Origin of the sequence: Microcoleus vaginatus FACHB-2002, from assembly GCF_040004035.1 — a bacterium.
Classification (GTDB): domain Bacteria; phylum Cyanobacteriota; class Cyanobacteriia; order Cyanobacteriales; family Microcoleaceae; genus Microcoleus; species Microcoleus vaginatus_C.
On sequence record NZ_JAMPLN010000005.1, the window covers coordinates 1 to 15,946 of the forward strand.

A 15,946-nucleotide genomic window follows, 5' to 3' on the forward strand; every position below is an offset into this window, starting at 1 on the left:
TTCTTTATTTGGAAAATAATTTGACTGAGGGGGCTTTTACTACCGATCGCCTAGAATTGTTAAAAGTTTTATCTGCACAAATTGCTATTTCTATTGAGAATGCTCAACTTTACAAAAATTTACAGGAGTTTAATCAAAACTTAGAGCAATTAGTGAGCGATCGTACTCAACAATTATCGAACACCCTAGAGGCTTTAAAAGCCACCCAAACTCAGCTAGTTGAATCGGAAAAAATGGCATCTCTGGGAGGATTAGTTGCTGGTGTTGCCCATGAAATTAATACTCCCATCGGAGTGGGTGTCACTGTTGCTTCAGCTTTGGCAGAAAATACCACCGAATTTGCATCTATTTATAAAAGTGGCAAAATGAAGCGCTCGGATTTAGAAGAGTTTGTCGATATTGCTACTCAAAGCAGTAAGGCACTTCTAATTAACCTAGAGCGCGCGGCAGCATTGATTCAAAGCTTTAAGCAAGTAGCAGTCGATCGCTCTAGCGAAGAACGGCGTACTTTCCAGATCAGACCTTATCTTGATGAAATTTTATTACAATTAAAACCAAAGTTGAAAAATAGCCAACATTCGCTTAAAATTAAGGGAGATAGCAAGATCGCCATAGATTCTTATCCAGGAGCCTTATCCCAAGTTGTGACAAACTTGCTGATCAATTCTCTGATTCATGCCTACGAACCAGGGATTTCTGGGGAACTACTCTTTGCTTGGGAGCAAGAAGGTAATCGGCTAAGGTTTGAATACGCCGATGAAGGTAAAGGTATTCCCCCAGAAAACTTAAGTAAAATTTTTGAGCCATTCTTTACCACTAAGCGTGGTCAAGGTGGCAGTGGGTTAGGGTTACATATTGTCTACAATTTAGTCACCCAAAAACTAAAAGGTGAAATTGAATGTCTAAGTGAGGTGGGAAGAGGAACCAAGTTTATTATTAAATTACCCATGCAAATTGATTCACAAATAATGTAGAGTTCCTATTCTGATTTCCTGGCCCAGATCACTAAGTAAGTCCACCTCATTAAAAGTAAAATAAGGATGACTGAAAAGGTTGCTGTTTAACTCTTCTCCCTTCTGCCTTTTTCTTAACAGGTTTTCTAACTTCAAACCTAAAAATTAGTAAAAAATCAAGGTGTACAGCAATGAAAAGTGATTTTGACGATTTGTTAACTAAACCATCTCCAGAAACAGTATACTTTGCCGAAGTGATCGACTCGGATGACGAGATATTGTTTGCAGATGAAACCACAGAAGAAAAACTGAGTGAAAGCTGGAAAATTTTAGTTGTTGATGATGAGGCTCAAGTTCACACCGCTACCGAAATTTCACTAAGGAAGTTTGTATTTGAAAATAAATCTTTAACCTTCATTAATGCTTACTCCGCTGGTGAAGCTAAACAGCTAATCCAAGAAAATCCTGATGTTGCCATCATCTTACTTGATGTAATTATGGAAACAGATGATGCTGGCTTAAACTTTGTTAAATATGTCCGCGAAGTCTTAGGCAATCAGTTAGTGCGAATTATTTTACGCACGGGTCAACCCGGACAAGTACCTGAAAAAAGCATTATTATCAATTACGATATTAATGACTATAAAACTAAAACTGAATTAACGACATCAAAGCTATACACTACGATGCTAACAGCTTTGAGAAGTTTTTCTCTAAGTCAGAATTTGCAGTCGGAAATAGAGCGACGCGAACAAGTAGAGAAAGCACTCCGTATCAGTCAAGAAAAAGAACACCAAAAATCTCTGGCCTTAGAACATTTTGTCAAAGAACTGCAAGAAACACAACTCCAGTTAGTTCAAAGTGAAAAAATGTCTAGTCTCGGTCAATTAGTTGCAGGTGTTGCTCATGAAATCAACAATCCGGTTAACTTTATTTACGGCAATCTCTCCCACGCCAACGACTATATTAAAGAACTCATTAATATGTTGAATCTTTACCAAAGGTATTACCCGCAACCAGAAGCAGAAATTGTCCAGGAAATAGAAGATGGAGAGTTGCCATTTATCATAGATGATTTACCAAAATTGCTTTCTTCCATGCAGTTAGGGATCGAACGCATTCGCAATATTGTTCACTCTCTACGCAATTTTTCGCGGTTGGATGAAACTGAAATTAAATCAGTAGATATCCACGAAGGCATTAATAGCACTTTGCTGATCTTACAGCACCGACTAAAGGCTAAGTCTGATCGACCTGCTATTAATGTGATAAAAGACTATGGTGCATTGCCACTTGTGAACTGTTATGCCGGTCAGCTCAATCAGGTGTTTATGAACCTTTTAGCGAATGCTATAGATGCTTTAGAAGAGCGGCTAAGTAGAGAAAATGGTGCAGTTTTTCAACCCCAGATTTTGATTCGTACTGAAGTTGTACCCGGCAATTCGCATGACAACATTAGCTCGGCTTCCCACATCCTGGTAACAATTTCTGATAATGGTGTGGGCATGACAGAGAAAGTTCGTGCTAAACTTTTCACTCCCTTTTTTACTACTAAGCCCATAGGAAAAGGTACAGGCATGGGATTGTCCATCAGCAGAAAAATTCTCATAGAAAAACACTGTGGTCAATTGGAGTGTATTTCTACGCCAGAGCAGGGAACGCAGTTTATTATTGATCTGCCGACTATCTGTAGAGCCACTAATATCGCCGTAGCGAATGCCTAGAAAACTTATCTGGCTGAATTGATCATATACCGGTTTTCAGTTGCATGAGAATAGGGTAATTGCTAATTCCTCATTAATCGGAATTCTGACAGAATTTTTGACCGCATCAAGTCCCCGCTTTTCTGGGGTGGGGACTTGATGCAATACGGTTCAGTTAGTGCTAAACCCTTTGAACCACTGGGGATTATTTTTAATCAAGGGAAGTGCTATTTTATGTGACAGATTGCTGGAAAGTTGACCGAAGTTTTAGTGCTGATTCAAGTAAAATTATTAGAAAAAACTATAGGAAAAGACTTGACCGAAAAAATACAATATGAAGACATTATTTTACTAAGTTCAAATAAAAAACCATTGGCTATTCTAAATCTGAACAAAGGCTCAGACACTCGGTTGGATCGATTATTAATTCACCCTTCCCAAATTTGCCTATATTCCAATTCCATATCAAAATCAAAGAAATTATTGTGGTTTTATGCGATCGCCGGCGTTGCTTAGTGATACCCTAATTTAGAAACGGCTTTTTGTATAGTATAGTAATGTAATCGAGGCGATCAACGCTTTTCGCTTTGCCGTAAATGCCGCCCGATTTCTTGATGACATATGTGCCAAAAATACAGTGATAAATTCAGAAGAGCTAATAATTTAGTGCCATCTTCTAACATCGCGTGTACTCCTAGACTTTGAGACTCAAAAATATCCTCAAACCGTGAGAGAGCAAACAAGAGGAATGCTGCGACTAATGGCAGGTAAGGAGTGGTTTTGATGTATCGCCAAAACTTAACTCCGTAAAGGAAAACAGCCGTACCATAACACAAATAAATAAATTTGCTAGATATGCCGCCCAACCGAGAAAGAATCAAAGTCATCCGAAACCTGTCATCCAGGAAAAAGACTCCCAGTAATAATGCACTAAAAAATAAGAATATTCCCGATCGACTCCGCGGCTCTTTCTGGCGCAGCACTCCGAAAGTAAATGCACAAATTGCTACTGGGATGCACCAGAAGATTTCGGAAACTCCGGTTAGAAGGCCTTCGTAAGGGAACCAGAAATTAAAAGGATCGCTAAACAGGCGTTCAACTGCGTCTCCCTGGTTGTTGAGTTTGGCGTATAGGCTCAGGCAGACTAAAATCAGGACAGTCAGAGTGTTGAAAGCAGCTAAAAACGGGATACACAAAAACTTTTTTTGGAAAAATTCTAAAGAATTGGAAAAATTGGGAATTTTATCGAATAAAGGCAGATGCTTCATAAAAAATGTCTCTAAGCAATAAAGTTCGTTAATTATTCACTGGTAGCCAAACCACAAATGTAGTGCCGCGATTGGTTGGATATAATAAAGGATCTGCCGCAGAGGGCAGCCATTCAGGATTGAGTGGGGAAAATACTTCTATTTCTCCTTGCATTTGGCGGACTAAATCGCGGGCGATCGCCAAACCCAATCCTGTGCCGGGAATTTCTGTCTGCGCTTTTTCTCCCCGGTAGTGTCGCTCAAATAAATGCTCTAAATCTTGGGGAGGAATGCCGGAACCTGTGTCGCTAACGGCAACTGCTATGGCAGGCAATTGGCTGTATCCTGCCCGATCGCCATCCGCTGCTTTGTACCTTACTTTAATATAAATTTGGCGGCCAGCAGGAGTATATTTCAAAGCATTGTCAATTAAATTGCTCAAAACCTCGCGCAAAGCTCGATCGTTCGCTGAGACTGGCGGCAAATTCGCCTCCACGTCGGCGACCAATTTCAGATTCCTTTCAGATGCGATCGCCTCGGCGGAAATTAACAGCGGTTTTAAGACTTCTGCCACAAAACAACAGGATTCCTGCAAATTGGCCGCAGGTGACAGCGACAGAGGAGAATTCCGGATTGATTCCACATTGGACATTGCTTTTTCTGAAGTGCCCGATCGCAGTTTTAGATGTGCTTCGCCGGTGTCAACAGTTCGATCGAACTGGCTGAGCAACTCTTGCAGCCGATCGCTCTCTCGGACAATACTAAAAGCCACATTGCGGTTTTTGTCTTCGGGTACCAGCCGCCGCGCTAACAGCTTGCCAAAAGTTCGCAACGCTGTCAGCGGACTTTTGAACTGGTGCAGCAAATTGTGCATCGTGTCGTAAACCTGAGCCTGGATTTGCCGGGCCGAACCCAATTCCTGCTGCATCCACTGCGATCGCTGGTCTAAAATGCAGGCCAGGGCTAAGCTGCGAGCAATTTGTTTTATTTGAGCCTCTTCTCGCTCGTTCCAAGGCCTGTCTTGCCGACCGCTGACTAGGAGTCCCATTACAGCTCCCTCGTGTATCAGAGGCGTCACTATTTGCATCCGCTGCTGCCACACATTCTCTGGGCCTTGGCACTGATGGGAAGTGCGCTCCTTACCCGGAAGTCGCTCGGGTGCGATCGCCCCTACCGTTGATTCTTCCACTGGCAGGACAGGCGGCGCCAGCAGTCGCGGTACCGGTTTTACTGTCGAGCTTTCGGAAGATTGCAACCTCAACCCCTGATTTTCTTCCGATTCGGCTGAGGTTTCTGGGTAAACGGATATCGGCACCAACTTTGCTTCGCTGCCTTCTACCAACTCTTGTGTCAGGTATACCGCGCTGAATGTCGCGCCCAAACTGACGGAGATCGCCACCTGCGAGCGGCAAAGTTTGACAAATTCTGAACTGGCTGGCATTAACATGAGCGCCACATTAAGATATCTAACGGAATTCTAAGTAAATTACAAATGATCGGCCACCGATTACTGATGAGAGACTTTTAGATTTCAGGTTTCTTCTCTTCGATAGAAGGCAGCTATGTTCAAGGCATGGGGCTTTCATGAACCAAAATTGCCCCGCATCGCCGTCCGCGCAGCTTCCAGCGATCCCCAAGCTGGGCTTTTGGCGGAACTTGCGGCCAGCCATACCACAACCGCTACACTTTTGTCGATCGGCACGAATGTTAAGATTATGTCGATATATTAAAAACAGTTGATTTTTTGAGCTAGAACGGATATACTGGCCTCGGATTTGGTAGCTATCATTACAACCTGTCTGCTCATACTGTCTGCTCACAGAGGAGGTAAAGAAATTGGCCAGGAGACGCAAACGCAAGAGTCGCCGCCGACAAGAAGGACGCAGAATTTTAGAGTGTGTGCCTCAATATAGCATCGAGAGCGGCGAAGATAAACCCGTAACAGCGGCTCGCAAGTTCATCCATGCAGAAGGCATTGCTCCCCCAGCTTTGCTGTTAGTCAAGCGTAACGAGCATACCACTGACAGATACTTCTGGGCTGAAAAAGGTTTATTTGGAGCCCAATACGTAGAAGAGAACCATTTCTTGTTTCCCAGCTTAAAGGTGATGTTGGAAGCTACCACAGAAAAAATTCCTGTGGTGTCAGCCAGCCGCGCATAGCTCAAAATGTTTAGCTCAAAACATTGACAGCAATGTTTTTCTAAGTCTTTTAACCAAAGCGCGAGAGTTCTCATTGTCTGGAGAGTGCCAACTGAAATTTCTGCGAAAAGTCCTTAGAAATTAGGGTATAAGGAGCCATCGCAACAGGCTTGATCGCAGCCCAAGGGCGATCGCCACAATTGGCACTTTCACGATAATGGTTTTTTTTGACGGTTTTGTTGATCGAACAAGTGGATCAAAAAAACAGCCAACGAGAAAGTCGCTCTAGAGTCATCGGTTTGTCAGCTAGAAGTCTAACTACGGCATCTAGCATATCAAAAAACGTTCCGCGTCAAACTTTTAATCCACCGGTTTCAAATCTAAAGCTTTTTGCATGGCTGCTAGTTCATCGCGGTGAGCTCTGACAGTAACAAAGCTCTTGGTTTGGCTTCCCGACTCAGCAACTGATTCGAGTTTGAGGGAGACTTGCTCAGAGCGTCCAGCTTTTTTCCAGTAAAATACCCCCGCCAGCGGGGACAGCATTACCAAAGCTAGGAAAATTTGACCTTGTTGGGGAACTAGCATTCCCAAAACCAGTCCCAAGCACAGAGCGCCGCCTGCACTCAGCAGTGTTAGAAAAATAGCTAGAAACCAACTCGGCCGCACAAAACCCTCAAACGTGACTTTATAGTTGGGGGCATCGACGGCTGCAACTCGGTAAGCTCTCTGGGCAAAATACTGTTGTAACTCGGTTAATAGTGACTCTTGCGCGCTCTCGGAAGCCAGCTTGACTTGTTCGATTCGATCTTTGACTGAAGCCTTGATGAAGAAAAACAAGCCAACAGCTAGCAGTAGCGTTAGCACAAATGTTGAAGGAAGAACAGCAGTATCCATCGGTAGAAGTTTGTGTAATTGAAATTATCTACTATTACTTTACAGAACTTGACATACGAAAGCGATCGAGGACTTACGCAGACACTGTGTTATCAAAATTCGCAGAAAGCTTCTTCTGCAAGGCGTTTTGCTCTCCATCACCCAATTCCCATATCTCCCCATCGTCGCTAATTCTCAAGTGACAATGCGTAAGTCCTGACGTAGTGTAGCTGCTTTAATCGCTGTGCCGCAGGCGATCGAGCAAAGCGAAGGCAATCGGGCAAATCGCTTTGCAAGTAGCGCCAGCATCTCCAGGGTGTAGGCATCCGATTCAAACTCGGCTAACCTGTGTGACCAGTTTCTAAGGCACGGGATCGACGATCGGACGAGCCGTTTCCCTGACCAATGTACTCATGCCAAAGACGAGCAAGGTCTTGAGCTTGGTGCCGCCACTCAGCGAGGATTTGATACATCCGGCGGGGGCGGCCTCGTCCTTCTACTTTTTTCCAGTAACCGGTGATGACGCCTTCATCTTCGAGGAATTTCAGAGCGCTGTAGAGAACGGTATCAGAAAGTCGGTAGATGGGGAATTCCCTCTCTAGTTGGCCAATCAGTTCTGTACCGTAGGAATCTCCGCGCAATAACACGGAGAGAATGTAACACACAGCTAATTCCTTGTTTAGATAAACAGGAGGGGGGTCTTGAAAAAATTGATAGATATGTTCAAACTTCATCTGTCTTGTCCGCTGGAAACTCTCGTGATACCGTCAGGTTAACGGGAGAGGAAAGCGGGGCGGGGTGTGCCGCTTCCTAATGATTAAGTGGGACACCGGGGAAACAGAGGTGCAGTATTTCCCCAGTGAATGTTGATAGCCCCAAAGGCTTGTCCTGCACTTCGGTAATGTTTGCCTGCGCCTTGGTTGAGCAGCACTGGTGTAACTAGCGCAATTTTTTCCTCTTCCAATCTATCGCAGCGACTATTGTCAAGTGTGCGATCGCCTGCAAGAGTTCGCAGTTACTTTGGGAGTTAGTGTTTTAACTCAATTTGCCGTTGATGTTTGCGTTCTAGCTTGGCTTTAAACCGAACTCAGGCCTAACATAGCGCGCAGTGTAAAAGTTAGAAAGACAAAAGTCGCTACAATCGAACTAATCAGGGCGATCGCAGTTGCCGGTCGATCGAGCAGGGGTTTGAGTCGCTCGAACAGGAAAAAGAAAATTCCCAGGCATATCGTAATGAAAAAGCGCGGGTAGCGAGAGACGTTATTAATAAAATCTTGCATGAGCTTGGTGGGGTAAAGTGTCACAGCACGAGCTTTGACTGGTAACACTTGTGAGCGAGTTAGACAATTTTGGCACAGCCGGAGCTAAATCTGCCGATCGGGCGATCGGGCATTTTTGCCGGCGAGGCTGACATATATAATTCTAACGAAAACTTTTCGCCGATGGCTCCGGCACTGTCTGTTTAATGCCACGCGACCTCCGGTAAGAACTTCAGAAGTATTTATATTGAGTTCTAGTTGTGATAAATATTATAGGGCCGTTATTTCTAGATAAATGTCTGCTTCCGCACCTTCTTTCGTCTTGCCACGTCCCTTTCTGAAATGGGCAGGAGGCAAAACTAGGTTGATTGGACAATATCAACCTTATTTTCCTGAAAAGTTCACAACTTATTACGAGCCTTTTTTGGGTGGCGGAGCTGTATTTTTTTACTTAGCACAGCAGCACCCTGGTTTGCAAGCTGTTTTAACAGATATTAATCCTGAGTTGATTAATGCTTATCGCTGTGTCAGGGATAAAGTTGAGGAACTGATTCTACTTTTAGAGGAGCATCAGTTAGAACATACCAAGGACAATAAAGATTATTATTACTCGGTGCGATCGCGCTCCTACAAAAAAGATACAGAAAAAGCAGCACGCCTGATTTACCTAAATAAAACTTGTTACAACGGCCTCTACAGAGAAAACTCAAAAGGTGAATTTAATGTTCCCATAGGTCGATACAAAAATCCTAACATTTGTCAAGCCGATTTATTGCGATCGGTCTCATCTTTACTCGCGCCCGCTCAAATTGAAGTCAGAAAATTCGATGAAATTTTGGATTTTGCTACCAGCAGCGAAGACTTTGTTTATTTTGACCCGCCTTATTATCCAATCAGTGCCACCAGTAACTTTACTACTTACAGCCGGGATAATTTCAAAGAATCGGAACAGCTTAAACTGAGAGATATTTTTGCAGACCTTGCAGAACGGGGCGTGAAAGTTATGCTGTCTAATTCTAACTGCGATTTTATCGAAAAAATCTACAGCGATACTCAAATTTTTCCAAATCAATCTCGGCCCGAACTCATTGAAATCTCAGCGTCTAGGGGAATTAATTCTAATAGTTTCAAGCGCGGTAAAATCAAGGAATTATTAATACGTGTATTTTAAATCTTACTTAAGCAAAGTCTCCAATTAAGCATATTTTGTAGAAGCAATACGTGGTGGCCCCACAGGTGGCAAAGTTCCGTAATTCCTGTTACAAATATTTGTTGGCCCACGTAATAAAACCTTCGAGCTTGTGAACTGCCAACAGATTTTGATTTTCAGGAATTTGTTTTTTAAACCAGTCGATCGAACCTTGCCTCATACCGTCACCACCCACTATAACAATAGTTGGCACTTGATAACAATTTTTAATATTTAAATTGAGGTAAGGATACTTCTCGTCTACTGAACCTTTGTCTTCTTGCCACTTGCACTCAACAATTAGACCCCGAGGAAACCCACCGGAATTAACAATGTAAAAATCCACATTTATTTCAGTTTCATAAATGCTAGACCCGATATAAACCTGTTTAGCATATCGCTTGGGATTTTCAGTAGAGATTAAGAGCCACTCTAGCTTGCGCTTTTTCGGCAACTGGGGGCAGATTTCGAGATATCCGTGGCCTCTCAACGTACCTTCTACAGTTGTTTCTAAAACAAAACCAGTTTTATTGGCTCTACAACCCCTATTCATTTTGTTGCCTCCTGAATATAATCTAAATTAAGCCGATCGCACTTCGATCACTCCCCTGTCAAAAACCCGTTTGTCAGTACCGATAGAACTGACAAACATCCGGTCTTCATAGACATCAAACGTCGCAAAACTCAGGCGGCTAGCAGAATACTCCGTCCACTCAGAACGACTCACCGGACGAGTGCCACCGCCGGCACCGCAAATTAAATAAGTCGTACCCTTAATCGAGCGAGTGCGTTCGTAACTGTGCTCGTGTCCGTTAATATAAAGCTGCACGCCGTACTTTTGAAACAAAGGCGGGAAAGTCTTAATAAAAGATTGATTCGATCCGTAGACGCCAGAAGAATAAATCGGGTGGTGGCCGAACACAACTTTCCAAGGTGCGGTGCTCTGACTCAATTCTTTTTCCAGCCACACAAGCTGATTTTTCCAATCCGCATTGTGATTGGTATCTAAAGCAAAAAACTGTACGGGATCGCGGCGAAAAGTATAGTAGCGACCTTGCATATTAAAACCAGCATATTTAACTTGCGGATCGCCGTTAGCAGTCCGGATGTCGTGATTTCCCAGACAAGCATAAAATTTTACACCTTGCTGTAATAAGGGCTGGTAAGGCCGCTCGAAAACAGCATTAATTTTTTCAATTTCGCCGTTATTGTAGATATTGTCGCCGGCGAGAACCGCAACATTAAAAGGGTTTTCCCGGTGATATTGAGCCATCGCCTCAGCGACAGCATACTGACCTTCAGCACCGGTACCGGTGTCGGCTACCGAAATAAAGCGTAAAATAGGCGGTGAGGCCGGCAATGGGACGATCGCCCTTTCTGCCTCAACGTTAGAAGGGACAGCAGCGTTGGCGTCTTTACCCCAGGCACTCCGAAGCTGAAACATTTTCCAGACTCCGGCAAAACCAAAGCTGCTGAGACTGCCTAAAATTAGAAAGTGACGACGTTTGATGCTCATTTTGATTCGGTTACAACTAATAAAATGATAAATTAAGGTTGAGATGGCTCAATTAAAATTTATCTCGTTTAGATATATTTGCAACGCCCCAAGGCAGAGAAAATGTCAGAAGAACAACTAAACCAGTCAACTCCACAAGCCTCTCAATCTCCGACACCGGAGGTTGATTCGGCTGCAAAGTCTGCCCCCACTGGCAGCAAAACTCAAAATGCCAGCAGCGCGGTTCCCAAAAGTCAGACAATCAAAGCTTTGATGGCATCGATTGGGAATTTGGGAAAAAAAGGCAAAAAATTACCAGCCGAACCCCCCTTGCAGCAAGAAAAGCCGATCGCGCCCACCGCTTCTGACTCAGCAACAGTAAGTCCTCCCGCTGTTGCTGCGGAAGTTAACAGCGTGCCACCAAAAGTTGCTGTAAAAGTTGATAAAAAGCCTGTATCCCAACGCAGGGAAGGGAGCTTTTTACAGAACGTCGGTATACTTTGGCAAAGTATTGTACGGCTAGTGCGATCGCTACTGCCACCATCTACGAATCAGAAGCTGTCCGATCCAATTTTAAACGCCGCCATAGCAGCAATTCTAATCGTTGTAGTCGGTTTAACTTTCAACAGTTTCTCAGCAAAACCGCCGCAGAAAGTAGCAAAAGTGCCTTTGCCAGCAGCGCAGCAGTCACCGCCAACCTTTGACGATTTTATGGCGTCGGGAACGGCGAAATCACCAGAGGCGATCGTACCGTCTGAGCCAATCTCTGCTAACTTCAAAAGCAAGTTGCCCGATTTAGTGGCTCCGGAAAAACCGCAACCAGTAGAAATTATCCCACCGCCACCGCTGACGCCCGAACAGTCTCTGATTGCTGCGATTCAAAATCAAGTTACTGACATTAAGAATCGACTGGGTGGCGGTTTAGTTGAGTCTGTTCAAGCTAATTTTTCCAGCAGCATTTTGACAGTAAAAGTCGCAGAAGATTGGTACAAACTCAGCGAAGTTGAGCAAAATCAACTAGCAACGAAGATGTGGAAGGAAGCTAACTCACTCGATTTCAGCAAGTTAGAAATTGCGAATATGGAAGGCAAGTTAATAGCTAGAAGTCCGGTTGTTGGTTCGGAAATGATTATTTTAGATAGAGGGATTAATTAGAATTTAAATAGTCTGTATCTGTACACCATCTTACCAGCCTTAAAGTCCAGGACGCATAACATAATTATGTAGCGTGCTCCCTGCGTACCTTACGGCTGTTGATTTTTTTGAGGAATCTTGAACTTTTAAAAGTTCCGACAGGATGCTAGCATTAAATCATATCATGTCAGCGGTCACGACCACAATTAAATAGTTTTGTAGTGAGGACTTCAGTCCTCATAAAACTACTAATAATGAAGTTCTCACTAGAAACCTTAGAACGCTTATTTACCCGGCATTAAATTAATAAATTTGAGGAAAATTGAAAAATGACAATTTTAGCTCAAGCCGAACAGCTAGAAATTGAATATCCCAGCAGCGACGGAGAGCCGATGGCTGAAAGCGACATCACGCGCGATTACATGACTTACAGTGTAGAAGCTGTCAAGCTTTACTTTCAAGAACGTTCTGATGTTTACGTGTCAGCTAATTCTTTCATTTATTATGAAGAAGGGAACAATCAGGCAGTTGTGGCCCCGGATGTTTATGTGGTGTTTGGAGTTGCCAACCGCAAAAGGGATAATTATAAAGTTTGGGAAGAAGGCGGAATTACTCCCGATTTTGTGTTAGAAATTACTTCGGAAACAACTCAGACGAAAGACCAAGAAACCAAACCGGAAATTTATCGTGCTTTGGGAGTTAGGGAATATTTTCAGTACGATCCGTCGGGAGATTATCTGAACCCAATTTTACAGGGAGTACGTTTGATCAATAATCAGTACGAGCCGATTGCAGCCAACAATATCGCTTTCGATACGCTGTGGCTGTTCAGTGAAGTGCTGGGACTGGAATTGCATCTAATTTCAGGAGAATTGAGGTTTAGAGTTCCTGAAACGGGTGAGTTTTTGAAGACTCATAAGGAAGAGAACCTGGGACGGCTAGCTGAGCAACAAGCACGACTGGCTGCGGAGTCAACATTGCGATCGCTCGTAACTCAACTCTTAAATACTGGAATGAGTCTGGAACAGGTAGCGCAAATGATGAATTTATCGACCGTGGAAGTGAGACGATTGGTAGGGGAAAACTTTTGATCGATCGCACTTTTCCAAGATATGTTGGAAAAGTGCGATCGAAGTATGGGACAAAATGAGAACAGCCAACAGTCAACAGTCAACAGTCAACTATTAACTCATGACTATAGAGGCTTATTAGTAGGTTTAAAACCCTGCTTTTGAAAATAGGTTCGGAATACCTCTTGAGCAATTGGTGCCGCCGATACAGAACCAAATCCGCCGCCTTCAACTATAACTGCGATCGCAACTTCCGGTTTGTCAGCAGGAGCAAAACCCACATACATAGAATTGTCAGGATGACCGGGCATTTCCACCGTCCCAGTCTTACCAGCACTTAAAGGAATAGTACCATCATTCATGCGTTTGCCAGTACCTTTTTTCACCACGTCAATCAATCCCTGGCGAACTACATTCAAAGTTGCAGGCTTAATACCTGTGGGAACTTTTTTGGTAATAGGAGTGTTGGTTTGAGAAGCCAATAAATGCGGCTGAACTCGATAACCGCCATTAGCAACAGTTGACACCATCACAGCCAATTCTAGGGGAGTACAAAGTACCAAACCTTGACCGATCGCCATCGTTACTGTATCGCCAACGTACCAATCTTCACCATACATTTTCGGTTTCTCTGCTGGTATCGGAACTTGACCGTGATTGGCGGATTCTAACCCCAAAAGGTCTAAATTAATAGTACCGCCAATGCCCATCGCTTTAGCCGCTTTTGCCATTTGTTCGGGGCCAGCAGCCATACCTACTTGATAGAAAAACGTATTGCTGCTGTAGGCTAAAGCGTCGCGGAAACCGATAACGCCGTAACCGCCGCTGTGTTCGTTAAAAGAAATTCCGCCGATCGTAATCGAAGAAGAAGTACCCAAAGTCGAGTCAGGAGAAAACTTGCCCGACTCCATCCCCGCTATAGCAGTAACAATTTTAAAAGTGCTACCGACTGGATAACCTTGAACGGCTCGATTTAAAAACGGTTTTTCTGGCCCTTGCAGCCGATCCCATTCTTGTTGAGTCACCTTGCGGGTGAAAATATTGGGGTCAAATGTCGGCCAACTAGCCATTGTTAAAAGAGCTCCAGTTTTTACGTCGATCGCCACAACTGCACCCAGGCGATCGCCCAAAGCTTTTTCCGCAGTTTTCTGCATATCTAAATCTAAAGTTAGCTGCACCGGTTTGCCGGGAATAGGGTCTTTTACACCTAAATCTTGGATTTCCTCGCCCTTAGCATTCACCTCGATTAAACGGTTTCCCCAAACGCCCTCTAAAGTTGAATTGGCTAATTTTTCAACTCCCATTTGACCCACGAGCATCCCCATCGGATATGCAGGATTAGCTTTTAATTGCTCTAAACTAGCTTCGCCGACGTACCCCAAAAGGTGAGCTGCTAATTGCTGGTGGGGATTGTCTCGGCTCGATTCTACGCGAATTTCAACTCCCCGCAAAGTATTAGCTTGTTCTCCCAATGCGACGAAAGTACCGACATCGATATCCTTACTAATTCGCACTGGCAGGGCCGATCTGTAGCCAACGGCATCGATTTTTTTGATAATTTCGGCCGCCGGAAGTTTGACGATCGGGCTCAGTGTAGTGGCGATCTCTTGCCACTCCTGGGCCGAGCGCTCTTTTGGCCACACATAGACCGATCGAGATACGCGGCTGGCCACAAAAATTTTGCCGTTGCGGTCTAAAATTTGACCGCGAGTCGCTGGGACTGAAACAGGGCGAATGCGGTTATTTTCCGCCCGTTGTCGGTTGTAGGCTCCCTGTACCAGTTGCAATTCGGCTAGACGAAATATTGGTAGCGTCACCAAGGTAGTGACGAGCAGCATAAAAATCATAACTTGGAGCGATCGGCTGCGTTGCCGTGAAGCATTGTCCAAGCCATTTTTGTCGAATCGGACTTTAGAGTTAAAAGAAAAATCGCCAGCCATATTAATTAATCTGCTCTTTTTATTCAACTAACAGGTTGATACGGGCCCCATCCGGATGATTGGGCAGATGATTACAGGGATTATAACTTCTCACTCTTTAGTAACAGACATAAATTCTGTCGATTGGCAGACGAATCAGCCGGATTGTTTAATTAAGCTATATGAGATGTATGTTAAATATCAGGTTTTTCTGACAATTCAACTGTTAAGGAGGTAGGGGCGCTGTGGAACCGATCGATTTTTTGATTGCTTGGCTGGTGACGGGTAGCAGCTTGCTACTGATTTCTCAACTGCCGATCGGCGTACAAATTGACAGCACACCGAAAGCAGTAATTTCCGCTGCGGTTTTGGGAATGTTGAATGTTTTAATCTTGCCAATTCTGAAAGCAGTTTTTTTCGTGCCGAACCTACTGACGCTGGGATTGCTTTCCGGCCTGTTTGCTTTTGTAATGAACGTGATTGTTTTTGCCTCGGCTGCGAAGTTAGTTGAAGGATTTAGTTTGCGGATGGGCATTTGGAGCGCGGTACTGGGGGCGATCGCCTTGGCTGTAGTTAGCAGCTTTATCAACGGCGCACTGATTTAGCAACTTCCCCTGATAAAGGGCGATTGAAATCGCCCGATATTTCCCACCCTTAGCAGGCGCGTTTCCTTTGCCTACAAGCGATTTCTATCGCCAAATATTTCTTCCCCCTTCTTCCTTCAATCCGTTACATCCGTTAAACAATCCGTTGCCGAACATCCGTTACATCCGTTAAACAATCCGTTGCCGAACTTCCTTCAATCCGTTACATCCGTTACATCCGTTACATCCGTTAAACAATCCGTTGCCGAACATCCGTTACATCCGTTAAACAATCCGTTGCCGAACTTCCTTCAATCCGTTACATCCCTTACATCCGTTACATCCGTTACATCCGTTAAACAATCCGTTGCCGAACTTCCT

17 protein-coding genes are annotated in these 15,946 nt (G+C 44.1%); 8 read left to right on the top strand and 9 right to left on the bottom strand.

Annotated features, from left to right (window positions below; translation table 11 throughout):
* Together NDI35_RS05835 and NDI35_RS05840 are read left to right on the top strand one after the other, a co-directional pair.
* The coding region (locus NDI35_RS05835; RefSeq protein WP_445311895.1) for a sensor histidine kinase at window positions 1-974 on the top strand (974 nt) is incomplete at its 5' end.
* Between the two features lie 170 nt (window positions 975-1,144).
* Window positions 1,145-2,677, top strand: coding sequence for an ATP-binding protein (locus NDI35_RS05840; RefSeq protein WP_445311896.1), 1,533 nt, complete (start codon window positions 1,145-1,147; stop codon window positions 2,675-2,677).
* 551 nt (window positions 2,678-3,228) lie between these two features.
* On the opposite strand, the gene NDI35_RS05845 is transcribed toward NDI35_RS05840, so the two are convergent.
* Window positions 3,229-3,924 carry a DUF8692 domain-containing protein gene (locus NDI35_RS05845; protein ID WP_445311897.1) on the bottom strand — a complete coding sequence of 232 codons (696 nt, stop codon included), beginning with the start codon at window positions 3,922-3,924 and terminating at the stop codon, window positions 3,229-3,231.
* Window positions 3,925-3,952: 28 nt separating this feature from the next.
* A complete protein-coding gene (locus tag NDI35_RS05850; RefSeq protein ID WP_445311898.1) occupies window positions 3,953-5,350 on the bottom strand; it encodes a GAF domain-containing sensor histidine kinase in 1,398 nt (465 codons plus the stop codon).
* 115 nt (window positions 5,351-5,465) lie between these two features.
* On the opposite strand from NDI35_RS05850, the gene NDI35_RS05855 reads away from it, so the two are divergent.
* Together NDI35_RS05855 and NDI35_RS05860 are read left to right on the top strand one after the other, a co-directional pair.
* Window positions 5,466-5,633 carry a hypothetical protein gene (locus tag NDI35_RS05855; RefSeq protein WP_445311899.1) on the top strand — a complete coding sequence of 56 codons (168 nt, stop codon included), beginning with the start codon at window positions 5,466-5,468 and terminating at the stop codon, window positions 5,631-5,633.
* A 106-nt stretch (window positions 5,634-5,739) separates the two neighbouring features.
* Window positions 5,740-6,063, top strand: a complete 324-nt coding sequence (locus tag NDI35_RS05860) for a DUF3155 domain-containing protein (protein ID WP_006635576.1) — start codon at window positions 5,740-5,742, stop codon at window positions 6,061-6,063.
* Window positions 6,064-6,402: 339 nt separating this feature from the next.
* On the opposite strand, the gene NDI35_RS05865 is transcribed toward NDI35_RS05860, so the two are convergent.
* The 4 genes from NDI35_RS05865 to NDI35_RS05880 all read right to left on the bottom strand — a co-directional run bounded on the left by NDI35_RS05865 (window position 6,403) and on the right by NDI35_RS05880 (window position 8,195).
* Window positions 6,403-6,936 carry a cofactor assembly of complex C subunit B gene (locus NDI35_RS05865; RefSeq protein WP_445311900.1) on the bottom strand — a complete coding sequence of 178 codons (534 nt, stop codon included), beginning with the start codon at window positions 6,934-6,936 and terminating at the stop codon, window positions 6,403-6,405.
* Between the two features lie 320 nt (window positions 6,937-7,256).
* Entirely contained in the window at window positions 7,257-7,649 is a 393-nt protein-coding gene (locus NDI35_RS05870) for a PadR family transcriptional regulator (RefSeq protein ID WP_445311901.1), read from the bottom strand.
* Between the two features lie 83 nt (window positions 7,650-7,732).
* Window positions 7,733-7,879 carry a hypothetical protein gene (locus NDI35_RS05875; protein WP_445311902.1) on the bottom strand — a complete coding sequence of 49 codons (147 nt, stop codon included), beginning with the start codon at window positions 7,877-7,879 and terminating at the stop codon, window positions 7,733-7,735.
* Window positions 7,880-7,991: 112 nt separating this feature from the next.
* Window positions 7,992-8,195, bottom strand: coding sequence for a DUF751 family protein (locus tag NDI35_RS05880; RefSeq protein ID WP_190657763.1), 204 nt, complete (start codon window positions 8,193-8,195; stop codon window positions 7,992-7,994).
* Between the two features lie 274 nt (window positions 8,196-8,469).
* Here NDI35_RS05880 and NDI35_RS05885 point away from each other — a divergent pair, with 274 nt between their 5' ends.
* The gene (locus tag NDI35_RS05885; RefSeq protein ID WP_445311903.1) at window positions 8,470-9,345 is read left to right on the top strand and encodes a DNA adenine methylase; all 876 of its coding nucleotides are present in this window, start codon (window positions 8,470-8,472) and stop codon (window positions 9,343-9,345) included.
* 88 nt (window positions 9,346-9,433) lie between these two features.
* Here the strand turns inward: NDI35_RS05885 and NDI35_RS05890 are convergent, their stop codons facing one another.
* Complete coding sequence (locus NDI35_RS05890) at window positions 9,434-9,916, bottom strand: PD-(D/E)XK nuclease superfamily protein (protein ID WP_445311904.1); 483 nt, start codon at window positions 9,914-9,916, stop codon at window positions 9,434-9,436.
* A gap of 27 nt (window positions 9,917-9,943) precedes the next feature.
* Window positions 9,944-10,879, bottom strand: a complete 936-nt coding sequence (locus tag NDI35_RS05895; protein ID WP_445311905.1) for a metallophosphoesterase family protein — start codon at window positions 10,877-10,879, stop codon at window positions 9,944-9,946.
* A gap of 102 nt (window positions 10,880-10,981) precedes the next feature.
* On the opposite strand from NDI35_RS05895, the gene NDI35_RS05900 reads away from it, so the two are divergent.
* Window positions 10,982-12,013 (top strand): hypothetical protein, encoded by a 1,032-nt coding sequence (locus tag NDI35_RS05900; protein WP_445311906.1) that lies wholly within the window; start codon window positions 10,982-10,984, stop codon window positions 12,011-12,013.
* Window positions 12,014-12,321: 308 nt separating this feature from the next.
* A complete protein-coding gene (locus NDI35_RS05905; protein ID WP_445311907.1) occupies window positions 12,322-13,083 on the top strand; it encodes a Uma2 family endonuclease in 762 nt (253 codons plus the stop codon).
* A gap of 104 nt (window positions 13,084-13,187) precedes the next feature.
* On the opposite strand, the gene mrdA is transcribed toward NDI35_RS05905, so the two are convergent.
* Entirely contained in the window at window positions 13,188-15,002 is a 1,815-nt protein-coding gene (mrdA, locus tag NDI35_RS05910) for a penicillin-binding protein 2 (protein WP_445311908.1), read from the bottom strand.
* A 224-nt stretch (window positions 15,003-15,226) separates the two neighbouring features.
* On the opposite strand from mrdA, the gene NDI35_RS05915 reads away from it, so the two are divergent.
* Window positions 15,227-15,586, top strand: a complete 360-nt coding sequence (locus tag NDI35_RS05915) for a phage holin family protein (protein WP_445311909.1) — start codon at window positions 15,227-15,229, stop codon at window positions 15,584-15,586.
* Window positions 15,587-15,946: the final 360 nt, after the last annotated feature.